Origin of the sequence: Arthrobacter sp. NPDC058127 (assembly GCF_042884555.1) — a bacterium.
Classification (GTDB): Bacteria; Actinomycetota; Actinomycetes; order Actinomycetales; family Micrococcaceae; genus Arthrobacter.
The window spans coordinates 118,973-136,479 of record NZ_JBHVTT010000003.1; the positions used below are offsets into that span (position 1 = coordinate 118,973).

Consider the following 17,507-nt stretch of genomic DNA (forward strand, 5'->3'; position numbering starts at 1 on the left):
CCCAGGAGCAAACCTCAGTCCGCCGGAACGAACTCTCCGTGTCCGGCGGCGACGAGGCCGGCGCGGAGTTTCGCCGCGTTCGCGTCGAGCCGGGCAGGGTCCGGGTTGTGCTCTACGGTTCCGAAGTCGAAGTCGGCCAAGGACGTTGCCGGGAAGACGTGGACGTGGAAGTGCTCCACTTCGAAGCCCACCACGGACAGTCCCGCCCGTGGTGCGCCAAACGCCTCCACTTGTGCCTTGCCGATTGTCTGCGCGACCGACATGACTTTGTTGAGGAGCTCGGGAGGGACGTCGGTCCAGCGGTCCACCTCTTCGCGCGGCACCACGAGCGTGTGGCCGTCGGTAAGCGGGGCGATGGTCAGGAAGGCCACCACGTCGTCGTCCTTCCAGACAAAGCGTCCGGGGATCTCGCCGTTGATGATCTTGGTAAACAGGGTGCTCATACGTCTGCCTTTTCCGAAGCGGGCTGAAGGGTCTTGGTATCGAGGACGAATCGGTATTTTACGTCGCCGGCAACCATGCGGTCGTAGGCTTCGTTGAGTTGCCGGGCAGTGACGACTTCCACATCGCTGACTACGCCGTGCTCGGCACAGAAGTCCAGCATTTCCTGGGTCTCGGCAATGCCGCCGATCAACGAGCCCGCGTAGGAGAGCCGGCGTCGGATCAGCACCCCGGGACTGACCGGAGGCATGGCGGTGGGAGGTAGTCCCAATTGGAAGAGGGCGCCGTTCAGCCGCAAGGTCCGGAAGTACGGGTTCAGGTCATGGGGCGCCGCGACGGTGTCGATAATGACGTCGATAGTGCGGTCGGCGCCTTCCATGGCTTCGGGGTCCTTCGAGAGGATCACGTCGTCCGCACCGAGCTCTATTGCCGCCTCGACCTTGGCATCCGAGGTGGTGAAGACCACCACCTGCGCCCCCATGGCCTTCGCGATCTTGACCGCCATGTGGCCGAGTCCGCCAAGTCCGACGACGCCCACAACGTCCCCCTCCTCGACGTCGAAGTAGCGAAGCGGCGAGTAGGTTGTGATGCCCGCGCACAGCAAGGGCGCCGCCGCGGCCGGGTCAAGGCCCTCGGGCACGCGCAACACGAAGCGGCGGTCAACCACCACCGACGTCGAATAACCGCCTTGGGTGATGGCGCCGCCGTTCCGGGCGTCTTTCACCCCATAGGTGCCGACGTTTCCGCGTTCGCAGTACTGCTCGAGGCCTTCGAGGCAGCTATCGCACTCGCGGCAGGAATCCACCAAGCAACCGACTCCCACGAGGTCTCCGGGCGCGAAGTCGTCGACGGCGGAGCCCACCCTGCGGACCCGGCCCACGATTTCGTGGCCCGGGACGAGCGGATAGTTCTGGGTCCCCCATTCGCCCCGTGTCGCGTGGACATCGGAGTGGCAGAGGCCGCAGAAATCGATCTCGATCTCGACGTCGTCTTCCTTGGGAACGCGGCGGGCCACCGTCAGCGGGACAAGCCCGCTGTCCGCAGAAGTGGCGCCGTATGCGGCCGCGAGTGTCGGAGTGCACTGCGCGGCCACGCGTGTTGATGGCGTGGCAGGGGTGGGGTCCGCTGTCTCGTCACTCACGACGAGCGGCTTGCCAAGGGGCGGAGGAACGGGGCGTCCGGGAGTCATGCCTCGACGCTACCCCCGCGGGCTGATTTTTTGCCACTCTGCCCCGTGACGCCAGCCAGCTGCACCGCGGCCAAGTCTCAGTGGCCCGGAGTACCCAGCGGCGCTGCGCCGGTGGCGACCGGGTTGGCGTCGAGCGAGGACCATTGCGAAAACGAGCCCGGGAACAGGGCTGCCCTGAATCCCGCGATTTCGAGGGCGGCGATTTCGTGGGCTGCCGTTACCCCCGAGCCACAGTAGACCGCTACCTTGCTGCCCTCGTCGATGCCCAGGGCAGCGAATCTGTTGCGGAGCTGCGCTGCGCGGAGGAATGTGCCGTCCGGTCCGAGGTTTCCGCTGGTGGGGGCGCTCAGCGCGCCCGGTATGTGTCCCGCGCGGGGATCAATGGGTTCGAATTCGCCGCGGTAGCGCTCCCCCGCCCGGGCATCGAGAAGGATTCCCCTGCTGTGCCAATCAGCCGCATCCTCCATGCTGATGGCATCCATGTGGCCGTGTCCAAGCACGACGTCGCCCGGAACCGGCGGTTGTTCGTCCTGCGCCAGCGGGTAGCCGGCAGCGCGCCAGGCACCCAATCCGCCGTCGAGCAGGAAGACGGAATGGAAACCGGCGTCGCGGAGCAGCCACCACAACCGCGCCGCGGCGGTGCTGCCGCTGTCGTCGTACGCAACAACAGTGTCGCCGTCGTTGATCCCCCAGGCGCGGGCACTCCGCTGCAACGCAGCGGTCGGGGGCAACGGGTGCCTGCCTTGGCCCTCGGCCGTGGGATCGGCGAGCTCGTTATGCAAGTCCACGTAGACTGCCCCGGGAATGTGGGCTTGGCGGAAGTGCGAATGACCGTGCGGATCGCCCAACACCCACCGGACGTCGAGCAACACGGTCCGCTTGCCCGCATCCACGCGGTCCTTGAGCGCGGCTACGTCAATGAGGGTGGCCATCAAATCTCCTTCGTTTTGCTGCGTCTACCAAACCATTTCGAAGCTGCCGCCATGCAGCTGCCGACCGGCTACCAGCCTATCCTTGGGCGGCAGCCTCCGCCGGTAGGCTGGATCGGTGAGCACTCTACGCAACCAGGACCGGGCATGGGCCAGCGAGGCAATCCGACGCATCGAGGCCGAGAACAACCGATCGGCGGACACGCACCTCTACGCGGTGCCGCTCCCCGAGCATTGGGGTGTCCAGCTTTACCTCAAGGACGAGTCCACCCACCGCTCGGGCAGCCTCAAGCATCGCTTGGCCCGCTCGCTCTTCCTCTACGGCCTGGTCAATGGATGGATCACGGAAGGGACCACCATCGTGGAGGCTTCCAGCGGGAGCACAGCGGTGTCCGAGGCATATTTCGCCAGGCTGATCGGGCTTCCGTTCATTGCCGTGATGACCCGGACCACGAGCCCCGAAAAGATCGCGCTCATCGAAGAGTTCGGTGGCGCCTGCCTCCTCGTAGACCACGCCTCGGAGGTCTACGCGATGGCCGAGGAGGTTGCCCGGACGTCCGGCGGCTACTACATGGACCAATTCACTTTTGCTGAGCGCGCCACCGACTGGCGGGGCAACAACAACATCGCGGAATCGATCTTCGAGCAGCTCGCGCTTGAGGAGCATCCGGTGCCCGAGTGGATCGTGGTGGGCGCCGGCACCGGGGGAACCAGCGCCACCATCGGCCGGTACCTGCGGTACCACTGCCACTCAACCCGGCTGGCCGTGGTCGATCCGGAAAATTCCGCGTTTTATCCCGGCTGGCGCGACGGCGTATCGGACTACTCCACGGGCATGCCATCCAGGATCGAAGGCATCGGGCGGCCGCGCATGGAGCCCAGCTTTGTCCCGGCCGTCATCGACACCATGATCCAGGTTCCCGATGCCGCCTCGGTGGCTGCCATGCGGCACCTGCGCCGGCTGGCAGGGCTCCACGCCGGGCCCTCCACGGGAACCAACCTGTGGGGTGTTTGCCAACTAATCGGCGAGATGGTGGCCCAGGGAAAGCGCGGCAGCGTTGTGTCACTTATGTGCGACGCCGGTGATCGCTACACGGGGAGCTACTACAACCCGGACTGGATCGCCGAGCGTGGCCTGGATCCTGCACCGTATGAGGCTGTCCTAGCCGACTTCTTCGAGACGGGCACGTGGCCAAGCAGCATGTAGGCGGCGCAGCGGAGTGAGCTAGACCTCCACCGATTCGCGCGGCGACAGCCTTGCATAGCTGGTCCCGTACTTCGCGCCGATCCGGGTTACGTGGCCTTCCACCAATCCGCGTCCGAGTTCGTTGAGCAGGCCATCGTGGACCGGGTAGGCCTTGGGTGCGCGGACCGCGATCACGAAGTCAACCACTTCGCCCACCTTTGACCAAGGCGCGTGAATGGGCACCAGCAGGGTTTGCACATCAATGCCGTCAGGCACAACGAACGAGTCCCCGGGGTGGAAGACGTTTTCGTCGACGAGGTAGCCAATGTTAGCCACTACCGGAATCTGCGGGTGGATGAGGGCGTGCTGCCCTCCGAAGGAACGGATCGCGAAGCCACCGGCTTCAAAGGACGTGCCGGGTTCGACGGCGTGTACCCGCCCGCCGTCGTCGCCCGCCTTCGCGGCCAGCTGGGAAGCGAGCCCCGAGGGCGCGTGCACCTGCAGTCCGGGGTTTCCCTTGAGGGCACCAACGACGGCGTCGGCGTCCACGTGGTCGGCGTGCTCGTGGGTGATCAGCACGGCATGGGCGCCCGCAAGGGCTTCCTCGGACTCCGAAAATGTCCCGGGATCAATCACGAGGACCTGGTCATCCTTTTGCAGACGGACACAAGCGTGGGTGAACTTGGTGAGCTTCATGGAGCCAGCCTAGGGGCGGGCCTCCGATGGTGTCCACGAACCGGCGTCCAAGCGTGGCCGGCTGGTAACGTTGGTGTTTGCGAACATCCACATCGAAATGAGTCCACGAATGTCACAGGGCGCCAATGCCGCCACGTCCGGGCCCTCAGCCGAGCCGCTTCCGGCCGCCAAGGATCCCGCCGTCAAAGAGCAGCGCGTCACCAAGCAGCGGCTGGCCGTCAGCGCCGCCCTGGACGAACTGGATGACTTCGTGAGCACCCAGGAACTGTACCGGCTGCTCCAGAACCAGGGCGTCTCGGTGTCCCTGGCCACGGCTTACCGCATTCTTCAGTCGCTTGCCGACGACGGCCTGATCGATGTCCTTCGAAATGCCGATGGTGAAGCCGTCTACCGCCGCTGTGCGGTCACGGGCCACCACCACCATTTGCTGTGCCGCAATTGCGGCAAGGCCGTTGAAGTGGAAGCTCCGGCAGTAGAGACGTGGGCGGCCCGCGTGGCTGCCGAGAACGGCTACACCGAAGTGGCGCACACGGTGGAGATTTTCGGGCTGTGCCCTGAGTGCACTGCCAAGAAGGCTGCGGGCTTGCTCTAGCCGGCTACCGGCTGGTCTTCCACTGCCTGGCCCATGGCAGCGTGGGGACGGACTACCCTGCCGTTGATTCCGCGTTTGGCGCGTACGTTGCCGATGATCCGGCACACCACATAAATCAGGAACGACAACGTGGTGACATACGGGCTGATGGGAATCCTGCTGCCGAGCGCCAGGAGAATGCCGCCTACAGTCGCGGTGATCGCAAAGACCACGCTCAACAAGACCACGAGCCGCGGCGAAGTGGTCACCCGCAGGGCAGCAGCCGCGGGCGTGATCAGCAGGGCCAGCACCAGAAGCGCGCCGACTATCTGGATGGACAAGGCAACGCTCACTCCGAGCAACACCATGAAGGCAATTGCCAAACCGCGGACAGGCACTCCCCTGGCTTCCGCCATCTCGGGATCCACGCTGGCGAAGCTGAGCGGGCGCCATATCGCGGCCAGGGCGAGCATGACCACCACGGCCGTGCCTGCCAGGACCTGGAGCTGGACGGTGTCCACCGAAACGATCTGGCCGGTCAGAAGCCCGAACTTGTTGGCCGCCCGGCCCTGGTATAGGGCAAGGAACAAGATGCCTAGGCCTAGCCCGAACGGCATGATGACGCCGATGATCGAGTTCTTGTCCCGCGCCCGGACGCCCATGAGTCCCAGAAGCAGCGCAGCCGCGACGGATCCCGCGAGCGAACCGAAAATGATGTCCGCCCCGATGAGCAGGGCGAAGGAGGCGCCGGCGAAGGACAACTCCGAAATCCCGTGCACCGCGAAAGCGAGGTCCCGCTTCATGACAAAGGTGCCTATGAGCCCGCCGAGCAGGCCAAGGACCGCACCGGCCAAGATGGAATTCTGGACCAGCGCCAGCAGTTCGCCGTAGTTTTCAAAGTTGAAGATGGTGTGCAGGATGCTGCCGAGATCCATTTAGTGGCCTTCTTCCACACCGGCGTGGGCGTCATCGTGGTAGTGGGTAGTGGCGTCCGGGAGTCCGACGACGACGATCCTGCCGTTCGCGCGGATGACCTCAACGCGGCTGTTGTACAGCTCGGAGAGAACCTCGGTGGTCATGACCTCCTCCGGTGTTCCCACCCGGAACCTGCCGCCGGCAAGGTAGAGGACGCGGTCCACGTAGTCGATGACCGGGTTGATCTCATGGGTCACGAAAACCACGGCGCTGTTCCGCTCATGGCATTGCTGGTTGATGAGGGCACTCACGGCCTGCTGGTGATGCAGGTCCAAGGACAGCAGCGGTTCGTCACAGAGCAGGAGTTCAGGCTCGGCGGCAAGGGCTTGCGCAACACGGAGCCGCTGTTGCTCTCCGCCGGACAATTGACCAAGAGGCACGCGGGCGTAATCACTCGCCCCCACTAAATCCAGGAGGGCGTCGACACGCTCATTGACGGCTTTGGCCTTGATCCGCAGGCCCCAGCGGTGGCCGTCGACGCCCAGGGCAACCAAGTCCCTGGCACGCAAGGGCGTATCCGGAGCAAAGGACTTCTGCTGCGGTATGTAGCCGATCTTCCGGCTGCCACGCTCCACGGGGTGTCCCGCCACAGTCGCCGTCCCCGAGTGAAGCTGCTGCAAGCCGAGCAGGACCTTGAGGAAGCTCGTCTTGCCGCTGCCGTTGGGACCGAGCACAGCGAAGAACTCACCCGCCTGGATGTCCACGTCGAGGTCCTTCCAGAGGGCCCGTTGGCCGAACTGGAGGCCCGCGCCGCGAAGGCTCACTACCGGTGTCAAAAAGATTCCTCGATCCATGGGGTTCGCGAAGCTATGTTGCTGGTGGCCTGCACTTGGATGAACAGAGAGGGCCCCGCAGCCGCCCTGTACATCTTAGGACGATTGCGGGGCCCGTCTGTTCTTAACTTGTCGGCGCCGTCTACTTGTTCAGGGCAGCAGCAACGTGGCTCACATTGTCCGTCATCCAGGCAACGTAGTCCTTGCCCTCGGGAAGTGTCTCGGTGAAACCGACCACCGGAACACCGGCAGCAGTTGCTGCGGCCTTCAGCTTTTCCGTCTCGGCGCTGGCGGTCTGCTCGTTGTACGCGAGGAAGCGAACGGACTTCGAGGAAATCAGATCGCTCGTTTCCTTGACCGCTGCCGGCGGAACGTCCGAGCCGACCTCAATGGCGTGGCTGAATTCCTCAGGCGTCTTGTTCTCCAAGCCGGCGGCTTGAAGCAAGTAGCCCGGGACGGGCTCGGTGATGGCGACCGGAGCGGAACCCTTGGATGACTTGATTTCAGCGACTTTGGCGCTGAGTCCGGTCAGCGAGGACTTGAACTTGTCAGCGTTGGCGGTAAAGGCCTTGGCATCGGCGGGGTTCAGGCTTCCGAGCTTCGCAGCGACAGCATCGGCCACTTTCGCCATCGCGTCGAAGTTGTACCAGACATGCTCGTTGAACCCTTCCGGCACCGCTGCGGGAGATGCGCCGGCCGTCGCCGTGGGAAGGAGCCCGGAAACATTGACCGCGGTGACGGTTTTGTCCGCCGCCACCTTGCTGTCATCGGCCAGCTTGCTGAAGAAGTCGTCGTAGCCCGCACCATTGTCGATCACCAGTTGGGCCTTGGAGACGGCCAGCTTGTCCTGGGTGCTTGCCTCGTAGGAGTGCGGATCCTGGCTGGTCTTGCTGATGATGGAAGTGACAGACACTTTGTCACCGCCGACGCTCTTGGCGATGTCGCCGTACACGCTGGTGGAGGCCACCACATCGATCACTCCGGAGGACGACGACGGCGCAGTCGCGGCGGGTGCCGCGCATGCGGAAAGCAGGACGGCTAGGCCGGCGGAAGCGGCAAGCGAAAGGCGGGTGGCAAGGGAAAGTCGGGCGGCTGTACGACGCACGGGAAACCTCGGATCTACCGAATCAAACACAACAGGGACTCAAATGAGTGTACCCACAAATGGGAATGATTCCTATTTAGAAAATCTGAGGGACTTGCTGGCCCCCTCGGGGCCAGCAAGAGGTTACGCCGACTCGGTTCCGCCCAGCCGTCGGATTCCCCTGGCCTGGGTGGCGTCACGGATTTCACCCACAAGCTGCTCGATCACGTCTTCCAGGAACAACACACCGAGAGTCGCGCCGCCCGTCCCCACAACCCTGCCCAGGTGCGAGCCGGTCCGTTGCATCACGGACATGGCATCTTCAATCTCGTCCTCGGGTGCGAGGTTCACGAGGGACCGGATCCGGCTTTCCGCAATCGGATAGCGGCGTCCTTCTTCGGGGATCGAGAGCACGTCCTTGATGTGCAGGTAGCCTGTCAGCTCGCCGTCGTCGTCCAACACCGGGAAACGGGAGAAACCGGTACGGCTGACCGCTTTCTCCAGTTCGCGCGGCGTGGACCCGGGCTTGAGCATCACGAGCTTGTCGAGCGGCACCATGATGTGAGCCGCGGTGTGCTCGGAAAATTCGAGCGCGCCGCTCAGCAGGCCGGCGTCGTCATCCACCAACCCGTGGCGGGTCGATTCCTGGACGATCGATTGCACCTCTTCAAGCGTGAAGGAGGAGGTCACCTCGTCCTTCGGCTCGATCTTCATCAGGCGCAGAATGCGGTTGGCCAACCAGTTCAGCGTCCAGATAACTGGTTTCACGAAACGGGCGATGTGAACCAACGGCGGCGCCAGCAGCAAGGCGGCCTTGTCCGCCACGGAAACCGAGATGTTCTTGGGGACCATCTCGCCAAAGGTCACATGCAGAAACGTGACCGCCAGCAAGGCAACCGCAAAAGCGATGACGTCTGCCAATTCAACAGGGATGCCCACGGACTCCAGCGGCGCCCCCAGCAAATGGTGGATGGCAGGTTCGGCCACAAGGAGAATCAGCAAGGAACACACGGTAATGCCAAGCTGGGCGCACGCCAGCATCAGCGAGACGTGCTCCATCGCATACAGGGTGGTCTGCGCGCGCTTGGAACCGCCTTGGGCCAAAGGCTCTATCTGGCTGCGGCGCGCGGACATCACGGCAAACTCGGCGCCGACAAAGAAGGCATTGCCGATCAACAGCGCCACGAGCCACAGGATTCCTACCCAGTCGCTCATGCGGCACGTCCCTTGCGGTTGGTTTTGGCTACGGGGTTGCCAACGGCATCGCCTGCCGAACCGCCGGAGCCCCTACCCAGCCGCTTGCCGGCTTGCTTCCTGCTTTGCCATCCGCCCGAATCACTTTCCGCTGTGCCATTTTCGCCGGTGCCGTCACCGTCGTCGCCGTCATCGTTGGTGTCGGGCGCCGTGGGGTGGAAACAAATGCGGTCGATCCGGCGGCCGTCCATCCGGGTGACGGCCAGCGTGCCGCCGCCCGCCTCGACGACGTCGCCGACCGTCGCGATCCGTCCCAGTTGGCTCATGACGTAGCCACCCACGGTTTCGTAGGCGGGGTCGTCGGGGACCGTGAGGCCCGGGATCTGTTCGCTGACCTCGTCCGGACGCAATAGTCCGGGGAAATACCAGTCCCCCGAGGCGCTCTGGAGCAATCCGGGCCGGACTCTGTCGTGTTCATCCGCCACTTCGCCGACGATTTCCTCCACCAAGTCCTCAAGCGTGGCGATTCCCGCGGTTCCTCCGTACTCATCGAGCACGACGGCGAGTTGCAGGTTGCCCTCGCGGAGTTCCAGGAGCAGGGCGTCAAGGTGGATGGTCTCGGGAACGCTCAGGACCTCGGACATGATGGCTCCGGCCTCGAGCCGGCTCCTGCGTTCGGACGGAACGGACACGGCTTTCTTGATGTGCACCACGCCCCGGATGTCATCGGCCGATTCGCCAATGACCGGGAAGCGCGAATACCCGGTCCGCCGGGCCGCTTCGATGATGTCCGATACCGGTTGGTCGGCATCGATGGTTTCCATGCGGATGCGCGGGGTCATGACATCGGCCGCCGTACGCGCCGAGAAGTTCAGGGTCCGGGCAACAAAGTTGGCCGTCCCGGCGTCGAGGGTTCCCAGCTCTGCCGAACGGCGCACCAGGGAGGCTAGTTCAGAAGGCGAGCGGGCACCGGAGATCTCTTCCTTGGCCTCGAGTCCCACGAGGTTGAGCATCTTGTTCGAGAAGCCATTGAGCACAACGATTGCGGGCTTGAACACGGCCGTGAACAGCAGTTGCGGGCGGGCCAGCGCCCGGCCCAGCGGGAATGCCAATGCCAGGGCCATGTTCTTGGGGACGAGTTCGCCGATCAGCATCGACAAGGCGGTGGCGAACGTCATGGCCAGGACGAGCGACAAGGACTGCGCAGCAGCCTCAGGCAGCCCGGCCCAGAGCAGCGGTCCGTGCAATAGGGAGCCAACGGACGGCTCCATGACGAAACCGGTCAGCAGGGTAGTGAGGGTGATCCCCAATTGGCAGCTTGAGAGCTGGGTGGAAAGGGATTTGAGGCATTTGAGCAACGCAGCGGCGGCGTGGTCGCCGCCGTCGACCGCTCTTTGGACGGTTGACTGGTCGAGTGCCACGAGCGAGAACTCGACGGCGACAAAGAAGCCGGTGCCCAGAATCAGGAGTATGCCGGCGAGAAGGAAAAGCCACTCCATTAGAGGCCGCCGGATAGCGCGGACGGCTGGAGCAGGGCACCAGGAGGGCTAAAGGCTTGTTGACCCGGCGGGGGTTGGTCGGACGCAGCGGATGAATGATCCGCCGACCGGCCGGCCAAGAGCTCCGGGGTGCGATGGGCATGTGTACGGGCATTGCCGGCTCTGCGGGTGCGTTGCGCGGAGATTGCCGAACGGCTTCCCCTGCAGCTCCCAGGCCGGCACCTAGAATTACTGTCCATAAGAATTCAAGTCTACAGTCCGGCCGGCGCACGACTTCACCGGCAGGGGCACGGTTCCCGACGCGTCAAACGGTAGGAAAAACCCGTGGAAGAAGACCCCTCCCAGGACGTAAAGGCCGGGCCATATCGCGATTGGCATGATTTAGGTCACCACTATTGGCAGATAGCCTCCGCTCGTCACTAGACTGGCTAGGGTCTGAGTTCGCGGGACCCAGACCCTGGCTCGCCTTTGCACCCCTTGCAGTTCCCCGGGCCAGCTGGAAATCAACACTCATGGAAGAGGCGTATTTCAAGTGCCAGAGCAGCCAAGCCACCGTCTACCCGAGGAATTTGGCGGAAACGAGTGGCTCGTTGACGAACTGTACGAGCGGTACCAGCAGGACAAGAATTCGGTCGACGCCAAGTGGTGGCCGCTTTTCGAGTCCTTCGACACCGCTGACGGCACTTCCTCCAACGGAACGTCCGCAGCCCCTGCAAACCCTCCCACTCGCGAACTTCCCCTCGTGGCACAGGCCGCGGCAACGGCAATGACGCCGGTTGCGCCCGCGGTTGCCCCGGCAGCTGCCCCTGCGGCACCGGCTCCGGCCGCACCTGCGGCACCGGTCAAGAAGGCTCCGGCCACTGTCGCCAAGGACGGCGCTCAGAAGCCATCCGACGGCAGCCAGTCCCAGCCGATCCCGGCACAGCTTCCCAAGAGCACCAAGGCTCCCACCCCGCCGGAAGAGGACGTCGTCTCCGTCCTCCGTGGCCCGGCCAAGGCCATCGCTTCCAACATGGTCCTGAGCCTCGAGGTTCCTACCGCCACGAGCGTCAGGGCCGTTCCCGCCAAACTCCTGATCGACAACCGCGTTGTCATCAATTCCAACCTTGCCCGCGCCCGTGGCGGCAAGGTCTCCTTCACCCACCTCATCGGCTACGCAGTGGTTCGCGCCCTGTCCCAGTTCCCGTCGATGAACGTCTACTACGACGAAGTAGATGGCAAGCCCGTTGCCGTGCAGCCCGCACACGTCAACTTCGGCATCGCCATTGACATGCCCAAGCCCGATGGCACGCGCCTCCTGATGGTTCCCAACATCAAGAAGGCCGAGACCATGAACTTCGCGGAGTTCTGGCACACCTACGAAGACCTCATCAAGCGCGCGCGCAACGGCAAGCTCACGGCGGACGACCACGCGGGCACCACCGTCTCCCTCACAAACCCGGGTGGCATCGGTACCGTGCACTCCGTGCCCCGGCTTTCGAAGGGCCAGGCCGCCATCATCGGCGTCGGAGCCCTCGACTACCCGGCTGAATGGCAAGGCGCGAGCGAGAAAATCATCGCCCAGAACGCCATCAGCAAGATCCTCACGCTGACGTCCACGTACGACCACCGCGTCATCCAAGGCGCCGGAAGCGGCGAGTTCCTCAAGCTCGTCCACCAGCTCCTCCTTGGTGCCCAGAACTTCTACGACGAAATCTTCGAAGCGCTGCGCATTCCCTACGAGCCCGTCCGTTGGAGCCCCGACCTCCAGGTGGACCCGGCCGACGAGATCAACAAGGTCGCCCGCATCCAGCAGTTGATCCACTCCTACCGGGTCCGCGGCCACCTCATGGCAGACACGAACCCACTCGAATATGTCCAGCGCAAGCACCCGGACCTTGACGTCCTGACCTACGGCCTCACGCTGTGGGACCTGGACCGCGAGTGGCCCACCGGCGGCTTCGGCGGCAAGCCGATGCTCAAGTTCCGCGACATCCTGGGCGTTCTCCGCGACGCCTACTGCCGCACCACGGGCATTGAGTACATGCACATCCAGGAGCCTGAAGAACGCAAGTGGTTCCAGGACCAGGTGGAGCACCCGTACTCCAAGCCGAGCCGCGAAGAACAGCTGCGCATCGTGTCCAAGCTCAACGCGGCAGAGGCTTTCGAAACCTTCCTGCAGACCAAGTTCGTGGGCCAGAAGCGATTCTCCCTCGAAGGCGGGGAATCCCTGATTCCGCTGCTGGACACCATCATTTCGGACGCCGCCGACGACGGACTCGACGAAGTCGCGATCGGCATGGCACACCGAGGCCGCCTCAACGTGCTCACCAACATCGCGGGCAAGACGTACGCCCAGGTGTTCCGCGAGTTCGAAGGCACCCAGGACCCGCGCTCCGTGCAGGGCTCGGGCGACGTCAAGTACCACCTCGGTACCGAGGGCACGTTCACCTCGGACAACGGCAACGAGACCAAGGTCTACCTCGCGGCCAACCCGTCCCACCTTGAAGCGGTGGACTCCGTGCTTGAAGGCATTGTCCGGGCCAAGCAGGACCGGCTGGACCAGGGCGAGGCGTTCCCCGTTTTGCCCATCATGGTTCACGGCGATGCCGCCTTTGCCGGCCAGGGCGTTGTGGCGGAAACGCTCAACTTGTCCCAGCTGCGCGGTTACCGTACCGGTGGAACCATCCACATCATCGTGAACAACCAGGTCGGTTTCACCACCGCACCGTCGTCATCGCGTTCTTCGACGTACTCCACCGACGTGGCCAAGATGATCCAGGCGCCGATCTTCCATGTGAACGGCGACGACCCCGAGGCCGTGGTGCGCATCGCCCAGTTGGCCTACGAGTTCCGCCAGCGCTTCCACAAGGACGTCATTGTGGACATGGTGTGCTACCGCCGCCGTGGACACAACGAGGGCGACGACCCCTCGATGACGCAGCCACTCATGTACAACCTGATCGAAGCCAAGCGCTCCGTCCGCAAGCTCTACACGGAATCCCTCATCGGCCGTGGCGACATCACCGAGGACGAAGCCGAGCAGTTGCTGCGCGACTACCAGGAACGCCTCGAACGCGTCTTCGCGGAGACCCACGCCGCGCAGACTTCGCCCATCCCGATCATCACGGCGGACTCCGCCGCGGTTTCGGACATCGAGCGCCCCATCGCCCAGCAGGCGGACTTCGGTACCAACGCGCCCGCCACCACCGCCATTTCAGCCGAAATGCTCCAGCGGATCGGCCAGGCGCACCTCGATATTCCGGAAGGCTTCACGGTCCACTCCAAGCTCAAGCAACTCCTTGAGAAGCGCGAGCAGATGTCCCGCGAAGGCGGCATCGACTGGGGCTTCGGCGAGATCGCGGCCTTTGGTTCCCTCGTCATGGAGGGCGTACCCGTCCGCCTTGCCGGCCAGGACTCCCGCCGTGGCACTTTCGTGCAGCGTCACGCCGTCATCCACGACCGCGCCAACGGCAGCGAATGGATGCCGCTGGGCAACCTGAGCGAGAAGCAGGCCAAGCTGTGGATCTACGATTCCTTGTTGTCCGAATATGCAGCCATGGGCTTCGAATACGGCTACTCCGTGGAACGCCCGGACGCCTTGGTGTTGTGGGAAGCCCAGTTCGGTGACTTCGTCAACGGTGCGCAGACCATCATCGACGAATTCATCTCCTCGGCCGAGCAGAAGTGGGGCCAGCGCTCCTCGCTCGTGCTCATGCTGCCCCACGGCTACGAAGGCCAGGGACCGGACCACTCGTCCGCACGCATCGAGCGCTTCCTGCAGCTTTGCGCCGAGGACAACATGATCGTGGCGAACCCCACCACCGCCGCCTCGCACTTCCACCTGTTGCGCCGTCAGGCCTACAGCCGTCCCCGCAAGCCGCTCATCATCTTCACCCCGAAGCAGCTTTTGCGCCTCAAGGGTGCAGCCTCCGCGGTGGAGGACTTCACCACGGGCGGCTTCAAGCCGGTCATCGGCGAACACGAGCCCCTCCAGGCCCAGAGCGTTGACCGCGTGATCCTGGTTTCCGGCCGTCTCTACTACGATCTTCTGTCGAACCGCCAGAAGACCGGCGACACCTCGACGGCAATCATCCGACTGGAGCAGCTGTACCCGCTGCCCCAGGCCCAGATCGAGGCGGAACTGGCCAAGTACCCGAACGCCGACATCGTCTGGGCGCAGGACGAACCGGCCAACCAGGGTCCGTGGCCGTTCATCGGTTTGAACCTGCCGCAGGCACTGGACCGCAAGGTCCGGCTCGTTTCGCGTCCGGCATCGGCTTCGACGGCAGCCGGTTCCATGAAGCGCCACAGCGCCGAGCAGGCCACGTTGCTCAAGCAGGCATTCGAACGCAAGTAGGCCCTAATATAAGAAGGCTGCCCGGCTGGAGGTTCAATACCCGCTTCCAGCCGGGCAATTCTGTTTAATGGAACAAGTGTCCGGTGATCAAGCCGCCCGGCCGGGCACAGTGCAAGGACCGCAACGTTTGGTGAAGAGGTAACTGTGGAAGACAGGAAGCTGCGCATCGCAGCTGTTGGTGATGAACTACTCGCCGGGCTCGGTGACCCCAGGGCTTTGGGCTGGCTCGGACGGGTTCTTGCGCGAACTCCCCAGGACTCCGTTCTTGTGGAGAGCTACTCCCTTCCCTGCCCCATGGAGGGCACAGAAGGCCTTGCGGGGCGCTGGCTCGACGAAGCCGGGAGGCGCTTCAGCAACGTCCACGAAAACCGCCTCGTGATCGGCTTGTCCGGCCGCGACATCGAATTCGGCGTCTCCACAGCACGCAGCCGCCTCAATCTGGCCAATATCCTGGACGGGGCGTCCCAAAGCAACATCGAAGTGTTCGTCGTCGGTCCGCCACCCACGCTGGACCCGGCCAAGAACCGCAGGATCGCCGAACTGAACGCAGCATTTGCGGACGTCACCACCCGCCGCAACCACCAATACGTCGACACGTTCTCGCCGTTGCTCAACCACGAACAATGGCGCACGGACCTCGCAGCGAATGGCGGCACACCGGGCCAGGCGGGCTACGGGCTCATGGCCTGGCTTGTGTTGCACCGCGGCTGGTTCCAGTGGCTGAGGATCGCCCAGCCGGAATAACCGGGGCAAAAGCCCCCTCTCCAAGCGGGACCCATTGCCAACTTCGATATCGCGATATATCGTGAATCCATCAACGCGATATATCGCATTGGCGATGACGCATCATTGGAGGGGTCATGTCAGAAGAAAACTGGACCGTTACCGGTCCGCAGACCATCGACGTCGACGGCGTCCGCTCACTCAAGCTGGGGATCGTCAAGGGCCGCTTCGACGTCGTCACGCACGACGAAGCAATCACCCGGATCGAAGTCTCGGAAATCGGCGGCGATCCACTGAGCGTCAGCCTGATTGACGGCCGGCTCGAAGTCCGCCACCAGTTGCACGGCCCGCAGGGCTGGTTCCGGAACCTGATGGGGACCGTCAACAACACCAGCACCAATACCATCGTCATCAGCATCGCGCTGCCTGCCGGCGTCGACATCGAAGCCGGAACCGTGGGCGGCGACGGCATGGTGTCGGGCGTCAGCGGCCACATCCGCCTCAACACGGTTTCCGGGTCCGTGCTCGCGGACGGCACGCGGGGCGATCTTCACGTCAACACCGTCAGCGGCGAAGTCATCGCCCGGAACCACGACGGCGTCATGACCGCCAAGAGCGTCTCGGGCGAAGTCACGGCTTCGGGCCGTTTCAAGAACATCCGGGCCAATACCGTCAGCGGCGACCTCAGCTTCGACCTCCACGGCTTTACCCAGGATTTCGGAGCGAATTCCGTTTCAGGCGACCTCACCATCCGCTTGCCGCATGACGTGGGCGTGGACATCGTGGCCAAAACGGCCGGTGGGACCGTGATGATCGATGACCAGCTTTACGCCCAGGCAGGCGGCAGGGTCCAGACCATCGTCGGCCCCGATGAACGGCTCATGGTGGCGCGTACCAATTCCGTGTCCGGAAAGACATCCATCATCCACGGTAGTGCGCCAGCACCGGGAACAACGCACCCAGTCCCCGGAGAAGAGGAAGCCTGATGCCGCCCGTCTTTGCCCACGGAGCCCTCCGGCTCTACCTGCTGGCACTCCTGGAATCAGGCCCCAAGCATGGCTACGAGCTCATCAAGGCCCTCGGCGAACGCTTCGGCGGGACCTACTCGCCCAGTGCCGGAACCATCTACCCGCGCCTTGGCAAGCTCGAGGAAGAAGGACTCGTAGCTACCAGCAGCGACGGGCGCCGCACCAACTACTCCATCACTGCGGCCGGACTGGCGGAGCTCAACAGCCGGCGGCAGGAACTGGCGGATGTCGAGGACAACATCTCTGCCTCCGTGCGGCGGCTGGCCGATAATCTCCGAGAAGACATCCGCAGCAATATGCGCGGCTTGCGCGCAGACCTGGCAGCAACCGCCGAGGCCGCGCGGGCCACAGCGAAGTCCGCGGAATTCCAGTCGTGGGCTGGAAGCTACTCGCCCGAGGGACACCGCATCCTGAAGGAAGCCGAGATGATGGTCCAGTCCTTCCGGGACGACATCCGCGTCGAGCTGCGAAAGCACGCCGGCTCGAAGGCCCTGACTCCGGTGGCCCTTGAAACCGTGCGAACGGTCCTGGACCAGGCCAGGATCTCCATCCGGAATTCCCTTCGGGACTGAGCCGCCAGTTCCCTGCGGGGCTGAGTCCGGATTCCCTACCGGGCTGAGTCCGGATTCCCTGCGGGGCCGGCCGGCACGGTTCGCGGGGCGGCCCCCGGATGTGGGAGACTGGAGGGCAGCTTTATTGAGTATCAAGAATCTAAGGAGGCCAGCTATGAGCAAGCGTGCACGTAAGCGTCGTGACCGTAAGCGCGGCGGCGCAAACCACGGCAAGCGTCCCAACACCTAAGCCAGCGGCTTAGCGTAAGACTTAATGCGGAGGGCCCCGGAAACCATCAGGTTTCCGGGGCCCTTGCCGTTCCAGGCTC

The 17,507-nt window shown here is 64.0% G+C and carries 16 protein-coding genes; 7 read left to right on the top strand and 9 right to left on the bottom strand.

Annotation, left to right across the window (positions count from 1 at the left end; translation table 11 throughout):
- Positions 1-14: 14 nt before the first annotated feature.
- From ACFVTG_RS06725 to ACFVTG_RS06735, 3 genes are all read right to left on the bottom strand, one after another.
- Positions 15-443 carry an HIT family protein gene (locus ACFVTG_RS06725; RefSeq protein ID WP_390279068.1) on the bottom strand — a complete coding sequence of 143 codons (429 nt, stop codon included), beginning with the start codon at positions 441-443 and terminating at the stop codon, positions 15-17.
- Positions 440-1,630, bottom strand: coding sequence for an NAD(P)-dependent alcohol dehydrogenase (locus tag ACFVTG_RS06730; RefSeq protein ID WP_390279070.1), 1,191 nt, complete (start codon positions 1,628-1,630; stop codon positions 440-442). The genes ACFVTG_RS06725 and ACFVTG_RS06730 overlap by 4 nt, the downstream gene beginning before the upstream one ends.
- A 77-nt stretch (positions 1,631-1,707) precedes the next feature.
- Positions 1,708-2,562, bottom strand: coding sequence for a sulfurtransferase (locus ACFVTG_RS06735; protein ID WP_284751250.1), 855 nt, complete (start codon positions 2,560-2,562; stop codon positions 1,708-1,710).
- 115 nt (positions 2,563-2,677) lie between these two features.
- Here ACFVTG_RS06735 and ACFVTG_RS06740 point away from each other — a divergent pair, with 115 nt between their 5' ends.
- Complete coding sequence (locus tag ACFVTG_RS06740; RefSeq protein WP_390279072.1) at positions 2,678-3,766, top strand: PLP-dependent cysteine synthase family protein; 1,089 nt, start codon at positions 2,678-2,680, stop codon at positions 3,764-3,766.
- An 18-nt stretch (positions 3,767-3,784) separates the two neighbouring features.
- On the opposite strand, the gene ACFVTG_RS06745 is transcribed toward ACFVTG_RS06740, so the two are convergent.
- Complete coding sequence (locus ACFVTG_RS06745) at positions 3,785-4,441, bottom strand: MBL fold metallo-hydrolase (RefSeq protein ID WP_390279074.1); 657 nt, start codon at positions 4,439-4,441, stop codon at positions 3,785-3,787.
- A 109-nt stretch (positions 4,442-4,550) separates the two neighbouring features.
- Between ACFVTG_RS06745 and ACFVTG_RS06750 the strand changes: the two genes are divergently transcribed.
- Positions 4,551-5,033, top strand: a complete 483-nt coding sequence (locus ACFVTG_RS06750; RefSeq protein WP_284751253.1) for a Fur family transcriptional regulator — start codon at positions 4,551-4,553, stop codon at positions 5,031-5,033.
- Here the strand turns inward: ACFVTG_RS06750 and ACFVTG_RS06755 are convergent.
- The 5 genes from ACFVTG_RS06755 to ACFVTG_RS06775 form a co-directional block, all read right to left on the bottom strand.
- Positions 5,030-5,947 (bottom strand): metal ABC transporter permease, encoded by a 918-nt coding sequence (locus tag ACFVTG_RS06755; RefSeq protein WP_390279076.1) that lies wholly within the window; start codon positions 5,945-5,947, stop codon positions 5,030-5,032. The genes ACFVTG_RS06750 and ACFVTG_RS06755 overlap by 4 nt on opposite strands.
- On the bottom strand, positions 5,948-6,781 hold the full coding sequence (locus tag ACFVTG_RS06760) for a metal ABC transporter ATP-binding protein (protein WP_390279078.1): 834 nt from the start codon (positions 6,779-6,781) through the stop codon (positions 5,948-5,950).
- A gap of 121 nt (positions 6,782-6,902) precedes the next feature.
- Complete coding sequence (locus tag ACFVTG_RS06765) at positions 6,903-7,865, bottom strand: metal ABC transporter solute-binding protein, Zn/Mn family (RefSeq protein ID WP_390279080.1); 963 nt, start codon at positions 7,863-7,865, stop codon at positions 6,903-6,905.
- Between the two features lie 123 nt (positions 7,866-7,988).
- The gene (locus ACFVTG_RS06770; protein ID WP_284751257.1) at positions 7,989-9,059 is read right to left on the bottom strand and encodes a hemolysin family protein; all 1,071 of its coding nucleotides are present in this window, start codon (positions 9,057-9,059) and stop codon (positions 7,989-7,991) included.
- Complete coding sequence (locus ACFVTG_RS06775) at positions 9,056-10,537, bottom strand: hemolysin family protein (protein WP_390279082.1); 1,482 nt, start codon at positions 10,535-10,537, stop codon at positions 9,056-9,058. Before ACFVTG_RS06775 ends, ACFVTG_RS06770 begins: the two co-directional genes overlap by 4 nt.
- 532 nt (positions 10,538-11,069) lie before the next feature.
- On the opposite strand from ACFVTG_RS06775, the gene ACFVTG_RS06780 reads away from it, so the two are divergent.
- The 5 genes from ACFVTG_RS06780 (at position 11,070) to ACFVTG_RS06800 (ending at position 17,428) form a co-directional block, all read left to right on the top strand.
- Entirely contained in the window at positions 11,070-14,876 is a 3,807-nt protein-coding gene (locus ACFVTG_RS06780) for a multifunctional oxoglutarate decarboxylase/oxoglutarate dehydrogenase thiamine pyrophosphate-binding subunit/dihydrolipoyllysine-residue succinyltransferase subunit (protein ID WP_390279084.1), read from the top strand.
- A 144-nt stretch (positions 14,877-15,020) separates the two neighbouring features.
- On the top strand, positions 15,021-15,620 hold the full coding sequence (locus ACFVTG_RS06785; RefSeq protein ID WP_284751260.1) for a GDSL-type esterase/lipase family protein: 600 nt from the start codon (positions 15,021-15,023) through the stop codon (positions 15,618-15,620).
- 116 nt (positions 15,621-15,736) lie between these two features.
- A complete protein-coding gene (locus tag ACFVTG_RS06790; protein WP_390279086.1) occupies positions 15,737-16,585 on the top strand; it encodes a DUF4097 domain-containing protein in 849 nt (282 codons plus the stop codon).
- Positions 16,585-17,199 (top strand): PadR family transcriptional regulator, encoded by a 615-nt coding sequence (locus ACFVTG_RS06795; RefSeq protein WP_390279088.1) that lies wholly within the window; start codon positions 16,585-16,587, stop codon positions 17,197-17,199. The genes ACFVTG_RS06790 and ACFVTG_RS06795 overlap by 1 nt, the downstream gene beginning before the upstream one ends.
- Positions 17,200-17,353: 154 nt before the next feature.
- A complete protein-coding gene (locus ACFVTG_RS06800) occupies positions 17,354-17,428 on the top strand; it encodes a 50S ribosomal protein bL37 (RefSeq protein WP_369299106.1) in 75 nt (24 codons plus the stop codon).
- Positions 17,429-17,507 lie beyond the last annotated feature (79 nt).